18 protein-coding genes are annotated in these 21,278 nt (G+C 66.6%); 11 read left to right on the top strand and 7 right to left on the bottom strand.

What is annotated here, in order from left to right:
• Positions 1 to 71: 71 nt before the first annotated feature.
• Entirely contained in the window at positions 72 to 473 is a 402-nt protein-coding gene (locus CXK94_RS13940) for a hypothetical protein (RefSeq protein ID WP_102894796.1), read from the top strand.
• A gap of 186 nt (positions 474 to 659) precedes the next feature.
• Here CXK94_RS13940 and CXK94_RS13935 read toward each other — a convergent pair whose 3' ends face one another.
• The 3 genes from CXK94_RS13935 to CXK94_RS13925 all read right to left on the bottom strand — a co-directional run bounded on the left by CXK94_RS13935 (position 660) and on the right by CXK94_RS13925 (position 2,951).
• Complete coding sequence (locus CXK94_RS13935; protein ID WP_102894795.1) at positions 660 to 1,910, bottom strand: acyl-CoA dehydrogenase family protein; 1,251 nt, start codon at positions 1,908 to 1,910, stop codon at positions 660 to 662.
• Positions 1,911 to 2,091: 181 nt separating this feature from the next.
• A complete protein-coding gene (locus CXK94_RS13930) occupies positions 2,092 to 2,532 on the bottom strand; it encodes a CopD family copper resistance protein (protein WP_102894794.1) in 441 nt (146 codons plus the stop codon).
• Positions 2,533 to 2,597: 65 nt separating this feature from the next.
• A complete protein-coding gene (locus CXK94_RS13925) occupies positions 2,598 to 2,951 on the bottom strand; it encodes a hypothetical protein (RefSeq protein WP_102894793.1) in 354 nt (117 codons plus the stop codon).
• A gap of 216 nt (positions 2,952 to 3,167) precedes the next feature.
• On the opposite strand from CXK94_RS13925, the gene CXK94_RS13920 reads away from it, so the two are divergent.
• Positions 3,168 to 3,566 carry a DUF488 domain-containing protein gene (locus CXK94_RS13920; protein ID WP_037039902.1) on the top strand — a complete coding sequence of 133 codons (399 nt, stop codon included), beginning with the start codon at positions 3,168 to 3,170 and terminating at the stop codon, positions 3,564 to 3,566.
• Positions 3,567 to 3,667: 101 nt separating this feature from the next.
• Here the strand turns inward: CXK94_RS13920 and CXK94_RS13915 are convergent, their stop codons facing one another.
• A complete protein-coding gene (locus CXK94_RS13915) occupies positions 3,668 to 4,666 on the bottom strand; it encodes a TRAP transporter substrate-binding protein (protein ID WP_180984425.1) in 999 nt (332 codons plus the stop codon).
• A 479-nt stretch (positions 4,667 to 5,145) separates the two neighbouring features.
• On the opposite strand from CXK94_RS13915, the gene CXK94_RS13910 reads away from it, so the two are divergent.
• The 3 genes from CXK94_RS13910 to CXK94_RS13900 all read left to right on the top strand — a co-directional run bounded on the left by CXK94_RS13910 (position 5,146) and on the right by CXK94_RS13900 (position 11,713).
• Positions 5,146 to 8,985, top strand: coding sequence for a response regulator (locus CXK94_RS13910; RefSeq protein ID WP_102894792.1), 3,840 nt, complete (start codon positions 5,146 to 5,148; stop codon positions 8,983 to 8,985).
• Between the two features lie 3 nt (positions 8,986 to 8,988).
• Positions 8,989 to 10,050 (top strand): HD-GYP domain-containing protein, encoded by a 1,062-nt coding sequence (locus CXK94_RS13905; protein ID WP_102894791.1) that lies wholly within the window; start codon positions 8,989 to 8,991, stop codon positions 10,048 to 10,050.
• 286 nt (positions 10,051 to 10,336) lie between these two features.
• Positions 10,337 to 11,713, top strand: a complete 1,377-nt coding sequence (locus CXK94_RS13900) for an L-serine ammonia-lyase (RefSeq protein WP_102894790.1) — start codon at positions 10,337 to 10,339, stop codon at positions 11,711 to 11,713.
• A gap of 192 nt (positions 11,714 to 11,905) precedes the next feature.
• Here the strand turns inward: CXK94_RS13900 and CXK94_RS13895 are convergent, their stop codons facing one another.
• Positions 11,906 to 13,462: a sigma-54-dependent transcriptional regulator gene (locus CXK94_RS13895; protein WP_102894789.1), complete on the bottom strand. Its 1,557-nt coding sequence runs from the start codon at positions 13,460 to 13,462 to the stop codon at positions 11,906 to 11,908.
• Positions 13,463 to 13,719: 257 nt separating this feature from the next.
• Between CXK94_RS13895 and phhA the strand changes: the two genes are divergently transcribed.
• From phhA to CXK94_RS13880, 3 genes are all read left to right on the top strand, one after another.
• On the top strand, positions 13,720 to 14,505 hold the full coding sequence (phhA, locus tag CXK94_RS13890) for a phenylalanine 4-monooxygenase (protein WP_102894788.1): 786 nt from the start codon (positions 13,720 to 13,722) through the stop codon (positions 14,503 to 14,505).
• A gap of 151 nt (positions 14,506 to 14,656) precedes the next feature.
• Entirely contained in the window at positions 14,657 to 15,013 is a 357-nt protein-coding gene (locus tag CXK94_RS13885; protein ID WP_037039976.1) for a 4a-hydroxytetrahydrobiopterin dehydratase, read from the top strand.
• A complete protein-coding gene (locus CXK94_RS13880; protein WP_102894787.1) occupies positions 15,013 to 16,209 on the top strand; it encodes an amino acid aminotransferase in 1,197 nt (398 codons plus the stop codon). The genes CXK94_RS13885 and CXK94_RS13880 overlap by 1 nt, the downstream gene beginning before the upstream one ends.
• A gap of 9 nt (positions 16,210 to 16,218) precedes the next feature.
• On the opposite strand, the gene CXK94_RS13875 is transcribed toward CXK94_RS13880, so the two are convergent.
• Positions 16,219 to 16,743 carry a cytochrome b gene (locus CXK94_RS13875; RefSeq protein WP_102894786.1) on the bottom strand — a complete coding sequence of 175 codons (525 nt, stop codon included), beginning with the start codon at positions 16,741 to 16,743 and terminating at the stop codon, positions 16,219 to 16,221.
• Positions 16,744 to 16,914: 171 nt separating this feature from the next.
• Between CXK94_RS13875 and CXK94_RS13870 the strand changes: the two genes are divergently transcribed.
• From CXK94_RS13870 to codA, 3 genes are all read left to right on the top strand, one after another.
• Complete coding sequence (locus CXK94_RS13870) at positions 16,915 to 17,676, top strand: phytanoyl-CoA dioxygenase family protein (RefSeq protein ID WP_102894785.1); 762 nt, start codon at positions 16,915 to 16,917, stop codon at positions 17,674 to 17,676.
• A gap of 193 nt (positions 17,677 to 17,869) precedes the next feature.
• Complete coding sequence (gene codB, locus CXK94_RS13865) at positions 17,870 to 19,147, top strand: cytosine permease (RefSeq protein ID WP_102894784.1); 1,278 nt, start codon at positions 17,870 to 17,872, stop codon at positions 19,145 to 19,147.
• A gap of 13 nt (positions 19,148 to 19,160) precedes the next feature.
• Positions 19,161 to 20,396 (top strand): cytosine deaminase, encoded by a 1,236-nt coding sequence (gene codA, locus CXK94_RS13860; RefSeq protein ID WP_102894783.1) that lies wholly within the window; start codon positions 19,161 to 19,163, stop codon positions 20,394 to 20,396.
• Here the strand turns inward: codA and CXK94_RS13855 are convergent.
• Positions 20,390 to 21,070, bottom strand: a complete 681-nt coding sequence (locus tag CXK94_RS13855; RefSeq protein WP_102894782.1) for a c-type cytochrome — start codon at positions 21,068 to 21,070, stop codon at positions 20,390 to 20,392. The genes codA and CXK94_RS13855 overlap by 7 nt on opposite strands.
• Positions 21,071 to 21,278 lie beyond the last annotated feature (208 nt).

Genomic DNA, 21,278 nt, shown 5'->3' with positions numbered 1-21,278 from the left:
ACTTCTGGTATGGCTGGCGGCGGATGGGCTGGAGAACTGGCCGAGGAAAAGATCTATGAACGGAGCCAGCAATGAATTTCAGCACTTGGTTTGAAACTTGGCCTCTGGATTTGCAGATTGCATTCCTTTTGGCCCCCTTCGTGATCGCTCTGTCTGGTGTAGCGATTGGCGTCTTTATCGCCTGTCGCCGCTTCGACACCATGCTTTCGGCGCTTTCGAACAGCGCCTGGGCCAGGCAGCAGGACATTTTGGGAACAACAAGCCTGGCTTCACGTTTCTACTTGGTTGGCACGCTCAGCGGGGCCTTGTTCTTTTCGGCGTTCAATGTCCGCAAAGGGGTACTCGATGCCGACGATGTTAGAAATTTCCCCCCCTCTCTGCGGCGTCTAATGGCCGTGTCTACCTGGCTGGGATTTGTCGGCATGGCCTGGCTGCTCCTGGCAGTTAGCCTGCTCAAACTCACGAAAGGCTGAACGAATATCTCCTGAGCAAGAGGCCACCCTGCCTTCGGGCAGGGCGGTCGCCATGCAACTTCTGGTGTGGCTGGCGGCGGATGGGCTGGAGAACTGGCAACCGAGCCAAGCGCGCCGGCGGCAACCGCTACGTCTTCAGCGGCGAAGCTGTCCTGGCCGCACGGCCGGAGCCAGGCGCCGACCCGCTCAGTGCCGGCCCGGCGGGGTGAGGTAGGCCGCGGTCGCGCCGCGGCTGGCTTCGCTGGCCTTGAGCTCCATCCTGGCGATGCTGCGCAGGTGCACCTGGTCCGGCCCATCGGCGAAGCGCAGCGCACGGCCGCCGGTCCACATGTCCGCCAGCGGCGTGTCCGGGGTCAGGCCCATGGCGCCGTAGACCTGGATGGCGCGATCCACGACATTGGTGTGCATGCGCGGCACCAGCGCCTTGATCATGGCGATCTCCTTGCGCGCGGCCTTGGCGCCGACCTCGTCGATCATCCAGGCGGTCTTGAGCACCAACAGGCGCGCCTGCTCGATCTCGATGCGCGATTCGGCGATCCAGTCGCCAATGTTGGAATACTGCTGCAGGTACTTGCCGAACGCCTTGCGCTCCTGGCAACGCTCGACCATCAGCTCCAGCGCCAGTTCGGCCATGCCGATCGAGCGCATGCAGTGGTGAATGCGCCCCGGCCCGAGGCGCGCCTGGGCCATCATGAAACCGTCGCCTTCCTGGCCCAGCAGGTTGCTCGCCGGCACCCGCACGTTGCGCAGCAGCAGCTCGCTATGGCCTTCCGGGGCGATGTGGTTCATCACCGGGATGTTGCGCAGCAGCTCGACGCCGGGCGTGTCGAACGGCACCAGGATCATGCTCTGCTGGTGGTGGGTGTCGGCCTGCGGGTCGGTCTTGCCCATCACGATCAGCAGCCGGCAGTTGGGATGCGAGGCGTTGGTGATGAACCATTTGCGGCCATTGATCACGTAGTCATCGCCGTCGCGCTGGATCAGCGTCTGGATGTTGGTGGCGTCGGACGACGGCACGTCCGGTTCGGTCATGGCGAAGGCCGAGCGGATCTCGCCTTCGAGCAGCGGCTTGAGCCAGCGCTCGCGCTGCGCGGGCGTGGCGAACAGGTGCAGCAGCTCCATGTTGCCGGTATCCGGTGCGTTGCAGTTGAACACCTCGGAAGCCCAGTGCACGCGGCCCATGATCTCCGCCAGTGGCGCGTATTCCAGGTTGCTCAGGCCCATGCCCGGCTCGTCCTCGCGCAACGACGGCAGGAACAGGTTCCACAGCCCCTCGGAACGGGCCAGGGCCTTGAGGTCCTCCATGAACGAGACCGGATAGCGGCCGGCGCCGACCTCGGCATGCCAGGCGCCGATACGCGGCACGATGTACTGCTCCATGAAGGCGCGCAGCTGCTGGCGCAGCGCTTCCACGCGCGGGCTGTAGGCGAAATTCATGCGGAACCTCTGCTGATCCGGGAATGATGCAGCCACCATAGACGCCGTGGCGGCGAACGCAACGAGCGTGCGGCGGCTGAATCGCTCGCCATCAGCACCACGAAAAGCGCGGCCATTCTTGACCGAAATCATCACCGCCCGCGAAGGACCTGCTAGGACGGTGCGGCAGGATACGCCCGCCCTACCAGTGCAGGTAGAACATCCCCTTGGCCAGCAACACGATGCCGATCATCTGAGCGAAGATCGCCCAGTGGAGCGCTCGGTAGCGGGCCGGCGTCATGCTCCCGCGGCGCAGCAGGATCGCCACCAGGCCGAAGCTGACGAACACGCCGATCGCCAGCAGGATCTTCAGCGAAAGCAGCGTGGCGAAGCTGCTGGCCAAGGGATCGGCCAGTGCCTGGCGGTGATACCAGGCCAGCCCGATGCCGGCGCCGTAGACGAACAGCACCACCCAGTGCAGCACCACCCGCGAGCGGGCACCCACGGCCCGATCCACCGCCAGCATGGTCTGCTCGCCGAGCTGCCGCCGGATACGTCCGAGGATCATCACCTCGAAGAACAGCGTACCGATGAAGAAGATCGCCGCCAGCAGATGCAGCACATGCAGCAGTGAATAACTCATCAGGGCCTCCGTTAGGGTCCGTTGCCGTTTCGTACGCGGGCGCAGGAAGACTACCTGCACGGCCGCTACTTCGCAGCAGCGGTGATCCGTGCGCCGTCACGCTCGATATGCTCGCCCTGCAGGAAGCGACCGTCCGAGGTGCGGATGCGCGAGGTGCTGCCGTCATCCTTCTTCACCACGTAGAGGGTCTGCTCCAGCCCGGTGGCACTCTGCACGCCCTGCCCCATCAGGTAACCGACGCCGCCACCGACCAGCGCGCCTATCGGCCCGCCCGCCGCCGCGCCGAGCATAAAGCCGCTGAGCCCGCCGAAGCCACCGCCCACCGCGCGATCTTCGTGCACTTCGAGAATTTCGTCCGCGCTGGCCAGGTTGCTTGCCAGAATTGCCGCTGCCGCAAACAGAACCGTCGACTTTTTCATGTGTTGCCCTCTTGAATGAATGGTTGTCGCAGTCATTCTTTTCAGGAAACGTGCCGACTATTTAGGCCTTATAAATCAATAAGATGAAAAATTCACGGTCATTAAAACCCAAACAGTAAAGGTATTAATCACAGCACATAAAGGTATTAAATACCCACAAGATAGCCCTGGCTTAGCCTACGCTGGCTGCAAGCCCACTGCACAGAGAACGAACCCATGATCCAGTGCAAACGCGCCTACCAGGCCGCGGCGGCAAGCGACGGCAGACGGGTACTGGTGGACCGGCTCTGGCCACGCAACTGCCGCAAGGAAAACCTGCCGCTGGACGCCTGGCTACCGGCGCTGGCGCCCTCGACCGAACTGCGGCGCGCCTTCAAGGGCGGCAGCCTGGCCTTCGCCGAGTTCCGCCAGCGTTATCGCACGGAACTGGCGGCCCACCCCGAACACTGGTGGCCGCTGCTGGAGCCGGCCGAGCGTGGCACGCTGACGTTGATCTATGCCGCCCGCGACGAACAGCACAACAACGCACAAGTGCTCGCCGAATGGCTGGAGGAAGAGCTGGATCGGTTGGATCGCCCCAGCTCGCCGGCCTGTTATGCCGGCCGGCAAGCATAGGGCGGTGCCGCCCCCTTGGCGGATGATCCGGCGCCTGGCAGAAGCATCGCCAGCAAGCCGGTGCCGGCGGATGGCGATGAGTGCTTCGGGCCGCGAAGGCCTCAGCGCCGGCGGTTGACCGTCATCGCCGCGCGGATCACGTCGGCACCGATGTCCGCCTCGTAGGCGTTCCAGACCGGCAGCATCTTGTCGCGCCACAGCTGGCGCTCTTCCGCCGTCAGGGTGATCAGCTGGCTGCGGCCGCTGGCGAGAATGCGTTCGCGATCGCGCTGGTTCACGGCGGCGGCCTCGCGGTTCACCGCCTGGGTCACTTCGAGAATGATGCCTTCCAGCTCGGAGCGCAGGGCGAACGGCATGCTCAACCAGAACTCGTTGTTGGTGATCAGCATGTAGTCCAGCACGCCGTGGTTGCTCTCGGTGATATAGGGCTGAACGCTGTGCATGTTCTGGCTGAGGATGTTCGACCAGGGGTTCTCGGCGCCCTGCACAACGCCGCCCTTGAGCGACTCGTAGACCTTGGCGAACGGCAGCACCACCGACTTGGCGCCGACCGCGGCGAACTGCGCCTCGAGCACCGGCGAGGGCTGGATACGGAACGCCAGGCCGCTGGCATCCTGCGGCGTGCGCAGCGCCGTGGTGGCGGAAAGCTGCTTCAGGCCGTTGTTCCAGTAGGCCAGGCCGTAGACGCCATAGTCGGCCATCGAACGCAGCAACTGGCGCGCGGTTTCGCGCTTCTGGAAGCGCTGCAGCGCCTCGGCATCGTCGAACAGGAAGGGCAGGTCGAACACCTGCAGCTTCTTCGTGTAGGGCGCGAACTTGGACATCGACGGCGCCAGCAGCTGTACCTTGTTGTCGAACAGCGCCTGCATTTCCTCGGCATCGCCGACCAGCGTCGAGTTCGGGTACACCTCGACCCGGACCTTGCCGGCCAGGCGCTCCTCCACCAGCTTCTTCAGCAGCAGGGCGCCCTTGCCCTTGGGCGTGTCATCCGCCACCACGTGGGCGAACTTGATGACCACCGGCTCGCCATCGGCGGCCATGGCCGGAGCGGCCAGAACATACAGCGCCGCGAGCGCTGCGGTAACGCAAGACCTGAACATGGACTCCCCCAAATGCAATGCATCGAGCTGGGCACCTCGTGAGCGCCGCCCGATTCGGTCAGTGAAATGAAATGGATGAAGCCGTTGCGCTGCGGGCAGCGGTCCACCGGAGGCAGCTCATTCGCGGCGGTGTCCACCGGCGGCTACCTTTATTGGAATGCCCTGCAGGCGAAGCGCGCATCGGCCTCGCTCGCAGGTGAGGCGAAGTGTTCGACATAGGCAACGCCGGTACAAGCAGGGGGCCACATGTCCAGCCCGCACTTGCAGACTGGTTCACGTTTGCGCCAGCAGTCCATGCAAGACGCGCGAATAGCAAAACAGACCGCCGCGCAAGGCCCTGTCACAGCTCGCGCAACATTAGTCGTATATGACCTGTGCAGGCGTGAAAAGCCCTTCTAGACTGGCTAGTGGCTATCATCGAAGCAACGGGCCTCGTTGCTCGCCCAACCACCCTCTGAATCCAAAGGCGGGCCTCCTCGGTGAAGCTTCGAAAGCTCAGCAACCTCGTTTCCCTGCTGGTGATGGGCCTGCTAGGCATGGCCTGCATCAGCGTGCTGCTGGCGTTCGCCCTGGCGCAGGAGCGTCGCGACGGCTTGTTGGAACTCCAGCGGGCCAGCGAGATGCTAAACCGCTTCCAGCGCGCCAACGAAGCCTTGACCGATGCCACCGAAGGCTACGCCTATACGCGCCAGCCGCATTACCTGGAAGCCTATCGGCAAGCCGTCGAACGGTTCGGCGGCCGCGAGCCGCTGCTCGCCACGCTGCACCAGTATCCGGTGCTCGAGAGCGAGCGGGCACTGCTGGAGCAGGCGCGGCAAGCCTCGGCCAGGCTGACGGCCATGGAGGCCGCCGTATTCGCCTTCGCCGAAGGTGGCGACGGCACCACGGCACTGGACACGATCTACGGCACACGCTACCGCCAGCACAAGATGGCGCTCAACGACCTGATCGGCGACATCGCCCAGAACATGCGCAACCGCATGCCCGCCGTCCTCGAGCAGCTCAACCGCAAGGTACAGCACGCCATGCTGGCAGCCCTGCTGGCCATGGCGCTGACCCTCCTGCTGGTGCTGGTCACGCTCTTCTACCTGTACAAGCGCAAGGTGCTCGATCCGCTGGAGGACCTGACCCGCAAGACCCACCGCCTGGCGCAGGGCGAGCGCGGGCTGGACTTCAGCCAGGCCGAGAACAACGAGCTGGGCAACCTCTCGCGGGCGCTCCAGGACTACCAGAACACCATGGCGGAACTGGAAAGCCAGCGCCTGAAGCTCAGGAGCACCGAGTCCTGGTACCGCCACATCATCGAGGCATCGCCAGACCCCATGGTGGTCGTGGATGACCGCGGCATCATCCTCATGGCCAATCCGAGGATGCATGAGACGTTCGGCTACCAGCCCGGCGAGCTGCTCGGCCTCGACGCCGACCTGCTGGTACCTGCGCGCTTTCGCACGAAACACGCGCTGATGCGCGAGGCATTCCTGCAGCGCGGCGGCACCCTCGCGGTGGGCAGCCGCGCCGGCAGCTACATCGGCCAGACCAAGTCCGGCCGCGAACTGCCGCTGGAAATGAGCATGACACGCATGCCCTACCTGGACGAACAGGGAATCTGCCTCTGCGCCGTGCTGCGCGACGTCAGCCAGCGCATGGCCTACGAGCAGACCATCGCCGACCAGCTCAACTTCAAGCGCGTGCTGCTCAATACCCTGCCCTACCCGGTGTTCTTCAAGGATGTGCAAGGCCGTTACCTGGGCTTCAACCAAGCGTTCCTCGACGCCTTCGCGCTACGCGAGGACGACCTGCTCGGCAAGACCGTGCAGGACCTGATCAGGCTGCCGGCGGACAAGCGGGACTTTTTCCAGGAGCGCAACCAGGAGTTGCTGTGCCAGGGCGGCACGCTCACCCTCGAGGCGGAGATCCCGCTGGCCGACGGGCACGTGCATCCGGTGATCTATTCCCTGGCCAGCTTCACCGACAGCGAGCAGCGCATCAGCGGACTGGTCGGCACCCTGATCGACATCGGCGCGCAGAAGGAATCGGAACGCGTCATCGGCGAAGCCCGCCGGCTGGCCGAGGAGGCGGCGCGGATGAAGTCGGACTTCCTGGCGAACATGAGCCACGAGATCCGCACGCCGATGAACGTCATCATCGGCATGTCACACCTGGCGCTGCAATCCGACCTCGCCCCCGGCCAGCGCAACTACATCGAGAAGGTCCACGGCGCCGCCCAGGGGCTGCTGGGCATCATCAACGACATCCTCGATTTCTCCAAGATCGAGGCCGGCAAGCTCGCCTTCGAACAGGCGCACTTCCAACTCGACGAGGTCATGCACAACCTCGCCGACCTCTCGGTGATCAACGCCCAGGACAAGGGCCTGGAACTGCTCTTCGACATCGCCACCGACGTACCCACCGCGCTGGTCGGCGACCAGCTGCGGCTCGGCCAGGTGCTGCTCAACCTGCTCAGCAATGCCATCAAGTTCACCGAGCACGGTGAGGTCAAGGTCGCCATCCGCGTCGAGGCGTTCGGTGAAGAGGATGTCAGCCTGCGCTTCGAGGTCAGCGACACCGGCATCGGTATCGCCGAGGACGACCGCCGCAAGCTGTTCCAGGCCTTCACCCAGGCCGACTCGTCCACCTCGCGGCGCCATGGCGGCACCGGCCTGGGGCTGACCATCAGCAAGCGCCTGGTGGAAATGATGCACGGCGCGATCGGCGTCGAATCGACACCCGGCGCCGGCAGTACCTTCTGGTTCAGTGCGCGCTTCGGCCTGCAGCAGGAACAGCGCGAACTGCCGGTGTGCGACGAGGACGTAAGGGGCATGCGCATCCTGGTGGTGGACGACAACGCCAGTGCACGGCAGATCTTCACCGCCATGCTCGGCTCGCTGGGCTTCGTGGTGGCCACCCTCAGCCGCGGCGAAGACGCCATCGACGAACTGCTGCGCGCCCAGCAGCAGGGCCACCCCTATCGCCTGGTGATCATGGACTGGCTGATGCCCGGCATGGGCGGCGTCGAAGCCGTGCGCCACATCCGCGCCAGCCAAGTGGCCGAGACACCGCTGTTCGTCATGGCCACCGCCTACAGCCGCGACGAATTGCTGGCGAGCCTGGGCGACCTGCCGATCGAGGCGGTCCTGATCAAACCGGTGACCCCCTCGATCCTGCTCAACACCATCCTCAATGCCTTCGGCAAACAGGCCGCGCGCCAGCCCCAGCGCAACCTGCTGGCGAGCGAGTACCGCCAGGCCCGCGAAGCGCTGCGCGGCGCGCACCTGCTGTTGGTCGAGGACAACCCGGTCAACCAGGAAATGGCGGTGGACATCCTCGACCAGGCCGGCATCCACGTGGATGTCGCCGAGCACGGCGCGCAGGCCTTGGAAATGCTGCTGCACGGCGACTACGACGGCGTCCTGATGGATTGCCAGATGCCGGTGATGGACGGCTTCGAGGCCACCCGGCGGATTCGCCAGCAGCTCGGCCTGCTCGACCTGCCGGTGCTGGCGATGACCGCCAACGCCATGGCCGGCGACAAGGAAAGCTGCCTGGCCGCCGGCATGAACGCCCACATCGCCAAACCGATCGACGTGCAGCGGCTGTTCATCACCCTGCGCCAGTGGATCACGCCACGCCAGGCGCCACCGGCCCCCGCGATCGCCGAGCCGCCGGCGAACGTCGCCTTGCTGCCGGCGATTCCCGCTCTGTCGCAACAGGCGCAGGCCCTCGACCGCCTGGCCGGCGACGCGGCACTGCTGCAGCACCTGATCCGGCGCTTCGGCGAAACCCAGGCCGACAGCGTCGAGCGCATCCGCCAGGCACTCGCCGAGGACGATCGCGCCAGCGCCGCACGCATCGCCCACACGCTCAAGGGGCTCGCCGCGACCATCGGCGCCGCGCAGCTGGCCGAGCAGGCCGCCACCCTGGAGCAGCAGCTCCGCCAGCCGCAGCACGCCCCCACGGCCGTCGCCGCGCTCGAACAGACGCTCGAGCGCCTACTGGAGGACATCCATCATGCGCTGCCGCCCCCCGCGCAGGAGGAGCCGCCAGAGCAGGTCGCGGGCGAGCGGCAACTGCTGCTCGGCCAGCTGGATCGACTGGCCACGCTGCTGCGCGCCGACGATGCCGCCGCGCTGCGCGAGGCGCCGGGCATCGTCGAGCAATTGAGGGTCATGCAGCGCAGGGCGACGGCCGATGAACTGAACGGGCTGGTCGCGCGCTACGCGTTCGACGAAGCCCTGGCACTGGTGGCGGAGCTCACCCGCGAAATGACAGGAAACCGCGACGCACACGTCGCCTCGGCGCAACCACACAGACAGGGATAGACCGTGACCGGAACCGAACAGCCCAGCACCATCCTCGTGGTCGACGATCAGCCGCAGAACATCGACCTGCTCACCAGAGTACTCGCGCCCTTCTACCGCACCCGGGTCGCCCTCGACGGCGAGAAGGCGCTGCGCATCGCCTTCTCCGAGGACCCGCCGGACCTGATCCTGCTGGACGTGATGCTGCCGGGGCTGGACGGTTTCCAGATCTGCGAGCGGCTCAAGCGCAATCCGGACACCCGCGCCATCCCGGTCATCTTCATCACCGGCATGAGCGAGATCGAGGACGAGCGCAAGGGCCTGCAACTGGGCGCGGTGGACTACCTCACCAAGCCCATCAGCCCGCACCTGGTGCTGGCCCGGGTACAGACCCACCTGGCGCTCTACGACCAGACCCGCGAGCTGACGCGCCTGGTCAACCTGCGCACCGCCGAGCTGAACAACAGCCGCCTGCAGATCATCCGCCGCCTCGGCCGCGCCGCGGAATTCCGCGACAACGAGACCGGCAACCACATCATCCGCATGAGCCATTTCTCGCGCCTGCTCAGCCAGGCGGCGGGCTTCGGCGAGAACTTCACCGAAATGCTGTTCAACGCCGCGCCGATGCACGACGTCGGCAAGATCGGCGTGCCGGACCACATCCTGCTCAAGCAGGGCAGGCTGGACGCCGAGGAGTGGGCGATCATGCGCCAGCACGCGCAGATGGGCGCGGACATCATCGGCAACCACTGCGACGAGCTGCTGCAGGCGGCCCGTACCATCGCCCTCTGCCACCACGAGAAATGGGACGGCAGCGGCTATCCGCGCGGCCTGCGCGGCGAGGAAATCCCGCTGATGGCGCGCGTCATCGCCATCGCCGACGTGTTCGACGCGCTCACCTCGGAACGCCCCTACAAGAAGGCCTGGGCGGTGGAGGATGCACTGGACTACATCGAGCAGCAGGCCGGCCGGCATTTCGATCCGGCGCTGATCGAGCCATTCCGACAGGCGCTGCCGGACATCCTGCACATCCGCGAGAAATACGCCGACCGCCATGGCGCCCTGCTGGATACCGACCTGGCGTAGGGGCTTCCCCCGTAGGGCGGGACCACGTCGAGTCTCGGAGGAGCGCGTAGGGTGGAAAACCGCGGAGCGTTTTCCACCAGGCTGCACGGCCTCAGGGGAAGACGCCATCGGCGCCAGGCAGATCGAAGGTCGCCATCGACCAGGCCGAGCAGACGGCCACCGCCGTGCGCAACGGCCTCGCCGCCAATCCCCGGCCGCTCCCCCGACGGTCCCCGCTCTGTCACTATCGACGGGCCACGCGGTCTAGGCTAGGAGTATCCCGGCAATCACGCCACTGGAGCCGCCCATGTCCCTCAGCGTTTTCGACCTGTTCAAGATCGGCATCGGCCCCTCCAGCTCGCATACGGTCGGGCCGATGCGCGCGGCGCGGCGCTTCGCCGAGGGCCTGCGCCGCGACCGCTTGCTGGAGACCACCGCCAGCGTCAAGGTCGAGCTGTACGGTTCGCTCGGCGCCACCGGCAAGGGCCATGGCAGCGACAAGGCGGTGCTGCTCGGGCTGGAGGGCGAACAACCCGAGTCGGTGGACACCACGACGATTCCGGCACGCCTGGCGGCGATCCGCGAAAGCGCCGAGCTGCACCTGCTCGGCGAAAAGGCCATCCGCTTCGACGTCGCCGAGCAGTTGGTCTTCATCCGCAAGGCGCTGCCCTACCATCCCAACGGCATGATCTTCCGCGCCTTCGATGCCGCCGGCCTGCAACTGCGCAGCCGGGAGTACTACTCGGTGGGCGGCGGTTTCGTCGTCGACGAGCAGGCCGCCGGCAGCGACCGCATCGTCGAGGACGCCACCGCGCTGCCCTACCCGTTCCACAGCGCCGCCGAGCTGCTCGGCCACTGCACGGCGCATGGCCTGAGCATCAGCCAGCTGATGCTGGCCAACGAAGCCGCCTGGCGTCCGCAGGCGCAGACCCGCGCCGGGCTGCTGGAGATCTGGCGGGTGATGCAGGAATGCGTGGCCGCCGGCTGTCGCACCGAAGGCGTGATGCCCGGCGGGCTCAAGGTCCGCCGCCGCGCCGCGGGCCTGTACCGCCAGCTCAGCGAACACCCCGAGGCCAACCTGCGCGACACGCTCAACGTGCTGGACTGGGTCGATCTCTACGCCCTGGCGGTGAACGAGGAAAACGCCAGCGGCGGGCGCGTGGTCACCGCGCCGACCAATGGTGCCGCCGGCATCGTCCCGGCGCTGCTGCACTACTACGTGCGCTTCGTGCCGGGCGCCAGCGAGGACGGCGTGGTGCGCTTCCTGCTCACCGCCGCGGCGATCGGCATCCTCTACAAGGAGAACGCCTCGATCTCCGGCGCCGAAGTCGGCTGCCAGGGCGAGGTCGGCGTGGCCTGCTCGATGGCCGCCGGCGCGCTCTGCGAAGTGCTCGGCGGCACCCCGCAACAGGTGGAGAACGCCGCCGAGATCGGCATGGAACACAACCTCGGGCTGACCTGCGACCCGGTCGGCGGGCTGGTCCAGGTGCCCTGCATCGAGCGCAACGCCATGGGCGCGGTGAAGGCGATCAACGCCGCGCGCATGGCCCTGCGCGGCGACGGCCGGCATTTCATCTCGCTGGACAAGGTGATCCGCACCATGCGCCAGACCGGCGCCGACATGAAGAGTAAATACAAGGAGACTGCCCGCGGCGGGCTGGCGGTGAACATCATCGAATGCTGAAGTGATTCATCCCACGAGCCGGGCCGGACCGCCTGGCTCGTGGGAACCCGGTTCGCCAGACGCCCCGCACTCGTTGGACTTCGTCGCTATGCGGCTCAACCCAACTACGATCGGCATCGGCCGTAGGTTGGGTTGAGTGCAGCGAAGCCCAACACCGCACCGAGGCCCGAGCGAACCTCCAGCGCGCGCCACTTACCCCTCCCTGCCGATGCCGTGCTCGCGCAACTTGTTGGCGATGGTGGTATGCGACACGCCGAGGCGCTTGCCCAGCAGGCGGCTGCTGGGGTACTGCGCGTAGAGGCCTTCCAACACCGCCTTCTCGAAGCGCCCGACGATGGCGCTCAGGTCGCCGTCCAGGGAGAAATCGCCCAGCGGCTGCGCCGCGCCGTAGCCCGGCAGGCGGATGTGCTCGGGTTTGATGGTGCCGCCCTCGCAGAGCGAAACCGCCTGGAACAGGGTGTTTTCCAGCTGGCGCACGTTGCCCGGCCAGTGGTAGCCGGCCAGCCGCTCCAGCGCCTGCGGCGAGAGCGTCGGCAGGGCGCAGCCGATCTGTCGGCTGGCCTGGTCGATGAAATGCAGCGCCAGCGGCTGCAAGCCGTCCAGGCAGTCGCGCAGCGGCGGAATGTGCAGCGACAGTACGTTGAGGCGGTGATAGAGGTCCTGGCGGAACTGGCCAGCGGCGCAGAGCTCGGAGAGGTCCACCTGGGTCGCGCAGATCACCCGCACGTCGAGATAGACCTCCTCGTCGCTGCCGACCCGGCGGAAGCCGCCATCCTGCAGGAAGCGCAGCAGCTTGGCCTGCAGCCGCGGACTCATCTCGCCGACGCCGTCGAGAAACAGCGTGCCGCCGGCGGTGAGTTCCAGCAGGCCGAGCTTACCCTCCGGCCGCGCGCCTTCGAAGGCGCCGGGGCCGTAGCCGAACAGCTCGGTCTCGGCCATCGATTCCGGCAGCCCGGCGCAGTTGAGCGCCATGAACGGCGACTGCCCGCGCGGGCTGGACAGGTGGCAGGCGCGCGCCAGCAGCTCCTTGCCGGTGCCGGTCTCGCCCTCGATCAGCAGTGGCGCATCCAGCGGCGCCATGCGCCGCGCCTCGCGCACCACCGCGGCCATCACCTTGGAGCTCTGGAAGATGCTGTCGAAGCCACGCAGCTCCTGCTTGCGCACCTGGTAGATGCGCTCCCCTACCCGATCCGCCCGATGCAGGGTGAGCACCGCGCCAGCCAGCGCCTCGCTGTCGTCGTGCCCGGACTGCAGCGGGGCGATGTCGGCGAGGAACACGTCGCCCTTGATCTTCACCCGCAGGCCGTTGATCCGCGCCTTGTTGGCACGCACCAGCTCGGGCAGGTCGAAATCCTCGGCGTAGCGCGACAGGCTCATGCCCGGCACCTCGTCGACGCGCACGCCGAGCAGCTGCGCCGCCGCGCGGTTGGCGGCGACGATGGCGCCGCTCATGTCGATCGACAGCACCGGGAAGTCCAGCGCGCCGAGCAGGGCATTGAGTTCCAGCGAATGCCGTTCACTGGGCATCAGGCTGACCTTGCGCAGTTCGAACACGCCCGGCAGCGCCTCGATCTTCGGCCGCAGCGCCTGCAGCTGCAGGTTCATCAGGTTGGGGCAGTGCAGGTAGACGGCGTTGCCCTGCTCGCCGCCCACCTCGCCACGGGCGACGTTGATGCCGTAGTCGACCAGCAGGTTGAGCATGTCGCGCAGGATGCCGACGCGGTTCTGGCAATGGATCTTGATACGCATGGGAGCTGCCCTGTTGTTGTTGTCGGGGGCGGCGGGCTTTTCAGCGATGCCCGCAAATTTCCGTCAAGATTATTTGCCATGCGCAGCGATCGACAAGGCCGTCCATCCGATGACTGCGGCGATCGTCATGCTTTCGTTACAAAAACGCCCGAGCACCTGCGACAACACGCCGCAGCAAGGCCTCGCTCCGGGCATGCGCTCGCGTTCGAATGGGGGCATCGAGAACAACAAGATGCCCGAGCGGCGCAGGAGTACCGATGAAAACCACCCACTACGTTGCCCGCGAACCGGACGCGCAGGGGCACATCCACTATCCGGACGCCGAACACGCCGTCTGGCAGACGCTGATCGAGCGGCAACTGAAGCTGCTCGACGGTCGTGCCTGCCCGGAATACCTCGCTGGCCTCGCGCAACTCGCCCTGCCCCATGAGCGCATCCCTCAGCTCGGCGAAATCAACCGCGTGCTGCAGGCCAGCACCGGCTGGCAGGTGGCGCGGGTGCCGGCGCTGATCCCGTTCCAGACCTTCTTCGAGCTGCTGGCGAGCAAACGCTTTCCGGTGGCCACCTTCATCCGCACGCCGCAGGAGCTGGACTACCTGCAGGAACCGGACATCTTCCACGAGATCTTCGGCCACTGCCCGCTGCTGACCAACCCCTGGTTCGCCGAGTTCACCCACACCTACGGCCAGCTCGGCCTGCGCGCGAGCAAGGAGGAACGCGTCTACCTGGCGCGGCTGTACTGGATGACCATCGAATTCGGCCTGGTCGACACCCCGGCCGGTCGGCGCATCTATGGTGGCGGCATCCTCTCCTCGCCGAAGGAGACGCTCTACAGCCTGTCCGAGGTGCCCGAGCAGCAGCCCTTCGATGCCCTGGAAGCCATGCGCACGCCTTACCGCATCGACATCCTGCAGCCGCTGTATTTCGTCCTGCCGGACCTGCACGCGCTGTTCGACCTGGCCCGCCAGGACATCATGGCGCTGGTCCACGAGGCCATGCACCTCGGCCTGCACGCACCGAAATTCCCGCCCAAGGCAGCGTAGGGTGGATAACGCCGAAGGCTTATCCACGCGTCGCTCGAGGCCGCCGCTCGGCCTGTGCAAGCCAAACGTGCAGGCCGAAACCGACGCGTGGAAAACGCTGCGCGGTTTTCCACCCTACATTGTTTAAATGATCAAACAAAAGGACCGAACCATGACCGCCCTCACCCAAGCCCATTGCGAAGCCTGCCGTGCCGATGCGCCGAAGGTCTCCGACGAGGAACTGGCCACGCTGATCCGCGAGATTCCCGACTGGAACATCGAAACCCGTGACGGCCACATGGAGCTGGAGAAGGTCTTCCTGTTCAAGAACTTCAGGCACGCCCTGGCCTTCACCAACGCGGTCGGCGAGATCGCCGAAGCCGAGGGCCACCATCCCGGGCTGCTCACCGAATGGGGCAAGGTTACCGTCACCTGGTGGAGCCACTCGATCAAGGGCCTGCACCGCAACGACTTCATCATGGCCGCGCGCACCGATCAGCTCGCGAGCACGGCAGAAGGACGCAAGTAATGCACTTCGGTCAGATTTCCCGCGTACCCGGCGATCCGATCCTCGGGCTCATGGAGCTGTACAACAGCGATCCGAACCCGGCCAAGATCGACCTCGGCGTCGGCGTCTACAAGGATTCCCAGGGCCTGACACCGATCCCGCGGGCGGTGAAGCTGGCCGAGCAGCGGCTGGTGGACAGCGAGCAGACCAAGAGCTACATCGGCGGCCACGGCGACCCACAGTTCGGCGCCCAGTTGCTGCGTCTGGTGCTCGGCGGCCGCTCGATCGCCCTCAGCGAGCACCGCGCCGGCTGCACGCAGACGCCCGGCGGTACCGGGGCGCTGCGTCTGGCCGGCGAGTTCATCGCCAAGTGCCTGCCCGGACGCGGCATCTGGCTGAGCGAGCCGACCTGGCCGATCCACGAAACCCTCTTCGCCGCCGCCCGCCTGCCGGTCAACCACTACCCCTATGTCGGTGCCGACAACCGCCTCGATGTCGACGGCATGCTCGCCGTCCTGCAGCAGGTTCCGCGGGGCGACGTCGTGCTGCTGCATGCCTGCTGCCACAACCCCACCGGCTTCGATCTCAGCCAGGACGACTGGTTGCGGGTACTGGACGTGGTGCGCACGCGCGAGCTGCTGCCGCTGTTCGACTTCGCCTACCAGGGCTTCGGCGACGGCCTGGAAGAGGACGCCTGGGCGGTGCGCCTGTTCGCCGAAACGCTGCCGGAAATGCTGATCACCAGCTCCTGCTCGAAGAACTTCGGCCTGTATCGCGAACGCACCGGCGCGCTGCTGGCCATCACCGCCAATACCGAGCGCCTGCTGGATGTGCGCAGCCAGCTCGCCTCGCTGGCGCGCAACCTCTGGTCGACGCCGCCGGCCCATGGCGCCGCGGTGGTGGCGGCGATCCTCGCCGACGACCCGCTGCGGCAGATCTGGCAGGACGAGGTCGAGCGCATGCGCCAGCGCATCGCCAGCCTGCGCCGCGGGCTGGTGGAGGCCCTGACGCCTTACGGCCTGGACCGGCGCTTCGCCCACATCGCCCGACAGCGCGGGATGTTCTCCTACACCGGGCTGAGCGCCGAGCAGGTGCGCCGCCTGCGTGCCGAGGATGCGGTGTACCTGCTCGAGACCGGCCGCGCCAACGTCGCCGGGCTGGATGCCGAGCGCCTGGACCAGCTGGCGCAAGCCATTGCGCGCGTGGTGCAGGGCTGAGCGCAGACCTCAGCGCAGCAGCGGCAGCATGCCCTTGAGGGTATCGTCGCGCCGCACGTAGTGGTGCCACAGCGCGGCGCCGGCGTGGCCGATGAGCATGGCGAACAACAGGTACTGGCCGAGGATGTGCACATCCTTGGCCAGCCCGCGCACATCGGACGACAGCGGCAGCGGGCCGACCTCCACCAGCCAGAACAGGCTGAACGGCCGGCTGCCGAACAGCAGGCCGGACAGCGGCAGCGCCAGCAGCAACAGGTAGAGCAACCCGTGGCCGGCCGCGACCATGCAGCGCTCCAGCGGTGGCTTGGCCGGCAACGGCTCGACGGCACGGCGCCGCGCGAACAGACGCAGCACGGTAAGCAGCAGCACCAGCACGCCCAGCGACTTGTGCAGGGTGAACACATTGCCCTTGCCGCCGAGCAGGGCTTCGAAGAATGCCTCACTGCCGTAGGGCAGCGCGACGATCAGCAGGATCAGTGCGGCGGTGAGCCAGTGGCAGGCGATCTGCAACCTGGTGAAACGAGGGCGGGTCATCGGCACATCCGGTTTTCAGCGAAACATGAGCGGGCGGGGATTGTCCCCCAATGCGCCCGCAGGATTGAAATCCCTTTACCCAAAGCTGACCGAAAACAGCGCCTGAGCCGCAGTCCATGGCCGGCACGGCTATCCTTGTAGCGACCCGAGCAACCGGAAACATCGCCTGCCATGTCGCCCGACAGCCTCACTGCGAGCCGCCTGCGAGCCCTGCACGAGCAGGGCTTCGTGCTGTTGCCGGGCGTGATCACGCCCACGCGGGTCGCCGAACTGCGCGCGGCGATCGACGACCTGGAGCCGATCCACTGGGACTACCAGGGGCTGGTGGACGATCACTACAAGTGCGTCTTCAATCGCTCGCCGTTCTGGTTGCCGTACCTAGACCTGCCCGGCGTGATCGAGCTGGCCGAAGCGGCCCTGGGCGAGGACTGCCACGTGATCGGCCAGACCGCCTGGCGCAGCCATCCGGGCTTCGTCGGCGGCGAACTGCACGCCGACTACCTGGCCATGCAGCTGCCGGAAAGCCTGCTCGCCGATCCGGCTTTCGAGCTGCCGATGCAGGTCTGCACCGCGCACCTGTACCTCGACCGCATCGACGCGCAGCTCTGCCCGACCCTGGTGATTCCCGGCAGCCATCGCGCCGGACGCAAGCCGCGCCCGGGCGAAACGCAGTGGCAGGGCCACAAAGCCGAGCCGGTGCTGTGCCAAGCCGGCGACGTGCTGTTCTTTCGCAGCGACCTCTGGCACGCCGGCAGCCGCAACCGCACGCAGGACCGCAGCCGCTACCTGCTGCAGGTGCACTATGGGCGGCGGATGATCGCCCAGAAGTTCTCACCGTACCTGCACTTCGTCTTCGCGCCCGAGGTGCTGGCCGCCGCCACGCCGCGCCAGCGCCGCCTGCTCGGCGAGCACGAGCCGGCCGAGTACGACTGAGCCGCCACCGTGCACAGCGGCGCCGGCGCGGTCGAAACCGGTGCACGCCCCCGGCGCGGCGCACCATTGCGTGCCCCCTCGCACGCTCGGCTCGCCGGCGTTTCCCGCGACACTGGCGGCCTGTCCACTCGGTCAACTAATGGCATGACACCTGCTACACCCCGCCACCCCTTCTCGACGCGGAGCAACGACGATGACCCAGCACAGCGACAGCGATTTCCCCTTGAGCGAAGTCCCGGCGAGCGCGCGCAAGGGCCTGTGGTCCACCTCGATCCTGCTGTTCGGCTTCACCTTCTTCACCGCCACCATGTTCGCCGGCGGCAAGCTCGGCCTGGCCTTCGACTTCAAGACCATGCTCTGGGCGGCGGTGATCGGCAACCTGCTGCTCGGCCTCTATGCCGCCGCGCTCGGGCTGATCGCCTGCCGCAGCGGGCTGAACTCGGTGCTGATGGGGCGCTTCTGCTTCGGCGAAAGCGGCAGCCGGCTCTCGGACCTGCTGCTCGGCTTCACCCAGGTCGGCTGGTATGCCTGGGGCACCGCGACCATCGCCATCGTGCTGGTCCGGCTGCTCGAACTGCCGGAAGGCTGGACGATGCCACTGATGGTGCTGTTCGGTTTCGGCTTCTGCCTGACCGCCTTCGTCGGCTACCGCGGCCTGGACCTGCTGTCGCGCGTGGCGGTGCCGGCGATGCTGATCCTGCTGCTGGTGTCGCTGTGGATCGCTACCCGCGACATCGGCGGCCTGCAACCGCTGCTGGCGGTCCAGCCGAGCGAAGAGCTGACCCTGGGCATGGCCATCACCCTGATCTTCGGCACCTTCGTCAGCGGCGCGACCCAGGCCACCAACTGGACACGTTTCGCCAAGAGCGGCAAGGTCGCGGTATGGGCCAGTCTGATCGGCTTCTTCATCGGCAACGGCCTGATGATCGTCGCCGGTGCCTACGGAGCCATCGTCTACCAGCAGCCGGACATCGTCGAGGTGCTGGTGCTGCAGGGCCTGTCCATGGCCGCGGTGGTGATGCTGTTTCTCAACCTCTGGACCACCCAGGACAACACCATCTACAACTTCGCCGCCGCCGGCTGCAACCTGCTGCGCACCGAGCGGCGCCGGCTGGTGACCCTGGGTGGCGCCTGCATCGGCACGCTGCTGGCGCTCGGCGGCATGTACGAGCTGCTGATTCCGTTCCTGATCCTGCTCGGCTCGATCATTCCGCCGATCGGCGGGGTGATCATGGCCGACTTCTTCTACCGGCACCGCGGCCAGTACCCGAAGCTGGCCGAGGCGCGCCTGCCGAAGTACAACGGCCTGGGCCTGGCGGCCTACGTGCTCGGCGCCGCCTGCGCCTATTTCTCGCCCTGGATTGCTCCCATCGTCGGCATACTGGTGAGCGCCACGGCCTATATTGTCCTGCACGAGGGCCGGCGCCTGGCCCTGTCGCGCACGGTACTGACGCAATCGAGCTCACGCTGAACAAGGAGTCGCCATGAACATCCTCAACGCCCGCCTGCGCGGCCGCAGCGGCCTGCATCGCATCGAACTGGACGGCGCGCGCATCGCCGCCATCAGCGCGCAGCAGGCGCCGGCCGAAGCCAGCGAGGGCGATATCGACGCCGCCAGCAACCTGGTGGTGCCGCCCTTCGTCGAACCGCACATCCACCTGGACGCCACCCTTACCGCCGGCGAGCCGGCCTGGAACATGAGCGGCACGCTGTTCGAAGGCATCGAACGCTGGGGCGAGCGCAAGGCGCTGGTGACCCACGAGGACACCAAGGCGCGGGCGAAGAAAACCATCGACATGCTGGTCGACCACGGCATCCAGCATGTGCGCACGCATGTCGACGTCACCGATCCGACGCTGTCGGCGCTCAAATCGATGCTCGAAGTGCGCGAGGAAACCCGCCACCTGATCGACCTGCAGATCGTCGCCTTCCCGCAGGAGGGCATCGAGTCGTTCAAGGGCGGTCGCGAGCTGATGACCGAGGCGATCGCCATGGGCGCCGACGTGGTCGGCGGCATTCCGCACTTCGAGAACACCCGCGACCAGGGCGTCGGCTCGATCAAGTTCCTCATGGACCTGGCCGAGCGCAGCGGCTGCCTGGTGGACGTGCACTGCGACGAGACCGACGACCCGCAGTCGCGCTTTCTCGAGGTGCTCGCCGAAGAGGCGCGGGTGCGCGAGATGGGCGAGCGCGTCACCGCCAGCCACACCACGGCGATGGGCTCCTACGACAACGCCTACTGCTCCAAGCTGTTCCGCCTGCTCAAGCTGTCGGGGATCAACTTCGTCTCCTGCCCGACCGAGAGCATCCACCTGCAGGGCCGCTTCGACAGCTATCCCAAGCGCCGCGGGCTGACCCGCGTGGCCGAGATCGACCGCGCCGGAATGAACGTCTGCTTCGGCCAGGACTCCATCGTCGATCCCTGGTATCCCTTGGGCAACGGCAACATCCTGCGCATCCTCGAAGCCGGCCTGCACATCTGCCACATGCTCGGCTACGAAGACCTGCAGCGTTGCCTCGACCTGATTAGCGACAACAGCGCGCGCACGCTGAACCTCGGCGAACGCTACGGGCTGGAGGCGGGACGGCCGGCGAACCTGCTGATCCTCTCGGCGCCGGACGATTACGAGCTATTGCGCACCCAGGGCCATGCGCGGGTATCGATCCGTAGTGGCAAGGTACTGATGCGCCGGACGCCGGCGCATATCGAGCGTTACTGAGCGGCCACCTTGCGCAACCGGGGGATGTTGGCCATCTCCTCGGCCGGGCTCAGCTGCAGATGCGACAGGTAGCTCGCCAGGGCCTCGACGTCCGCCGCGGAGAGGTGTGCGGCCACACCAATCATCACCGACCCGGCACGGCTGGGGTCGTTCTCGCGGAAGCGCGTCAATGCCTTGCGGATGTACTCGTCCGGCTGCCCGGCCAGCCGCGGCATGGTCTCCATGCCCTCGGCATGGGTACCATGGCAGCCGGTGCAAGTCGTCCGGAAGATGCGCTCACCCGTCTTGCGCAGCACCTCGTCCGGCGCGCCTTCCGGCGGGTTGACCTTCTGCTGGCTGAAGTACACCGCGACGTTCACCCGATCTTCCAGGGTGAGGTTCTGGGCCAGCTTGGACATGACGAAGTCGATACGCTCGCCACTGGCGAACTTCTCGAAGGAGTGGAACAGGTAGAGCGGGTTCTGCCCGGCGAGATTGGGGATGTGCTTGCGCTTGCTGTTGCCGGTCTCGCCATGGCAATAGGTGCAGAACACCGCCCGCTCCTGCCCCGCCAGGCTGGCCTGCTGGCGACGCTGCTCATCGGCCATCAGGTAGTTGAAACGCTCCATCGCCTCCTCGCTGGCATGGGAAAACGGAACGAAGCAGCTGAGCAGGACGAGAACGAGAACACGCATGGGGATCATCCGGTACCGAGGTGGTCAGTGGGGCGCTTTTTGTCGCCCGACTATAGGGATGGGAAAAACCCCGAACCCCGGCATAAATCAACAAAAGGCGTTCCCGGCCGGACCGCCCGGCACCTTTCGTGAAAACCATCACAGTTCACCGCCCCCGGGCCCAATCCGCATGGCAATCCTGCCGTTACGGCAGCCATTACCGCCAACC

The sequence above is a fragment of the Stutzerimonas stutzeri genome (assembly GCF_002890915.1).
Classification (GTDB): Bacteria; Pseudomonadota; Gammaproteobacteria; order Pseudomonadales; family Pseudomonadaceae; genus Stutzerimonas; species Stutzerimonas stutzeri_AF.
Note: the sequence above shows the minus strand (reverse complement) of the source record. Positions and strands in the feature narration are given on the sequence as shown.

What these genes read in the sequence shown, in the direction of transcription:
- CXK94_RS13940 (WP_102894796.1), top strand. Translation starts at nt 72, where the DNA reads ATGAATTTCAGCACTTGGTTTGAAACTTGGCCTCTGGATTTGCAGATT.
- CXK94_RS13935 (WP_102894795.1), bottom strand. Translation starts at nt 1,910, where the DNA reads ATGAATTTCGCCTACAGCCCGCGCGTGGAAGCGCTGCGCCAGCAGCTG.
- CXK94_RS13930 (WP_102894794.1), bottom strand. Translation starts at nt 2,532, where the DNA reads ATGAGTTATTCACTGCTGCATGTGCTGCATCTGCTGGCGGCGATCTTC.
- CXK94_RS13925 (WP_102894793.1), bottom strand. Translation starts at nt 2,951, where the DNA reads ATGAAAAAGTCGACGGTTCTGTTTGCGGCAGCGGCAATTCTGGCAAGC.
- CXK94_RS13920 (WP_037039902.1), top strand. Translation starts at nt 3,168, where the DNA reads ATGATCCAGTGCAAACGCGCCTACCAGGCCGCGGCGGCAAGCGACGGC.
- CXK94_RS13915 (WP_180984425.1), bottom strand. Translation starts at nt 4,666, where the DNA reads ATGTTCAGGTCTTGCGTTACCGCAGCGCTCGCGGCGCTGTATGTTCTG.
- CXK94_RS13900 (WP_102894790.1), top strand. Translation starts at nt 10,337, where the DNA reads ATGTCCCTCAGCGTTTTCGACCTGTTCAAGATCGGCATCGGCCCCTCC.
- CXK94_RS13895 (WP_102894789.1), bottom strand. Translation starts at nt 13,462, where the DNA reads ATGCGTATCAAGATCCATTGCCAGAACCGCGTCGGCATCCTGCGCGAC.
- phhA (WP_102894788.1), top strand. Translation starts at nt 13,720, where the DNA reads ATGAAAACCACCCACTACGTTGCCCGCGAACCGGACGCGCAGGGGCAC.
- CXK94_RS13885 (WP_037039976.1), top strand. Translation starts at nt 14,657, where the DNA reads ATGACCGCCCTCACCCAAGCCCATTGCGAAGCCTGCCGTGCCGATGCG.
- CXK94_RS13880 (WP_102894787.1), top strand. Translation starts at nt 15,013, where the DNA reads ATGCACTTCGGTCAGATTTCCCGCGTACCCGGCGATCCGATCCTCGGG.
- CXK94_RS13875 (WP_102894786.1), bottom strand. Translation starts at nt 16,743, where the DNA reads ATGACCCGCCCTCGTTTCACCAGGTTGCAGATCGCCTGCCACTGGCTC.
- CXK94_RS13870 (WP_102894785.1), top strand. Translation starts at nt 16,915, where the DNA reads ATGTCGCCCGACAGCCTCACTGCGAGCCGCCTGCGAGCCCTGCACGAG.
- codB (WP_102894784.1), top strand. Translation starts at nt 17,870, where the DNA reads ATGACCCAGCACAGCGACAGCGATTTCCCCTTGAGCGAAGTCCCGGCG.
- codA (WP_102894783.1), top strand. Translation starts at nt 19,161, where the DNA reads ATGAACATCCTCAACGCCCGCCTGCGCGGCCGCAGCGGCCTGCATCGC.
- CXK94_RS13855 (WP_102894782.1), bottom strand. Translation starts at nt 21,070, where the DNA reads ATGCGTGTTCTCGTTCTCGTCCTGCTCAGCTGCTTCGTTCCGTTTTCC.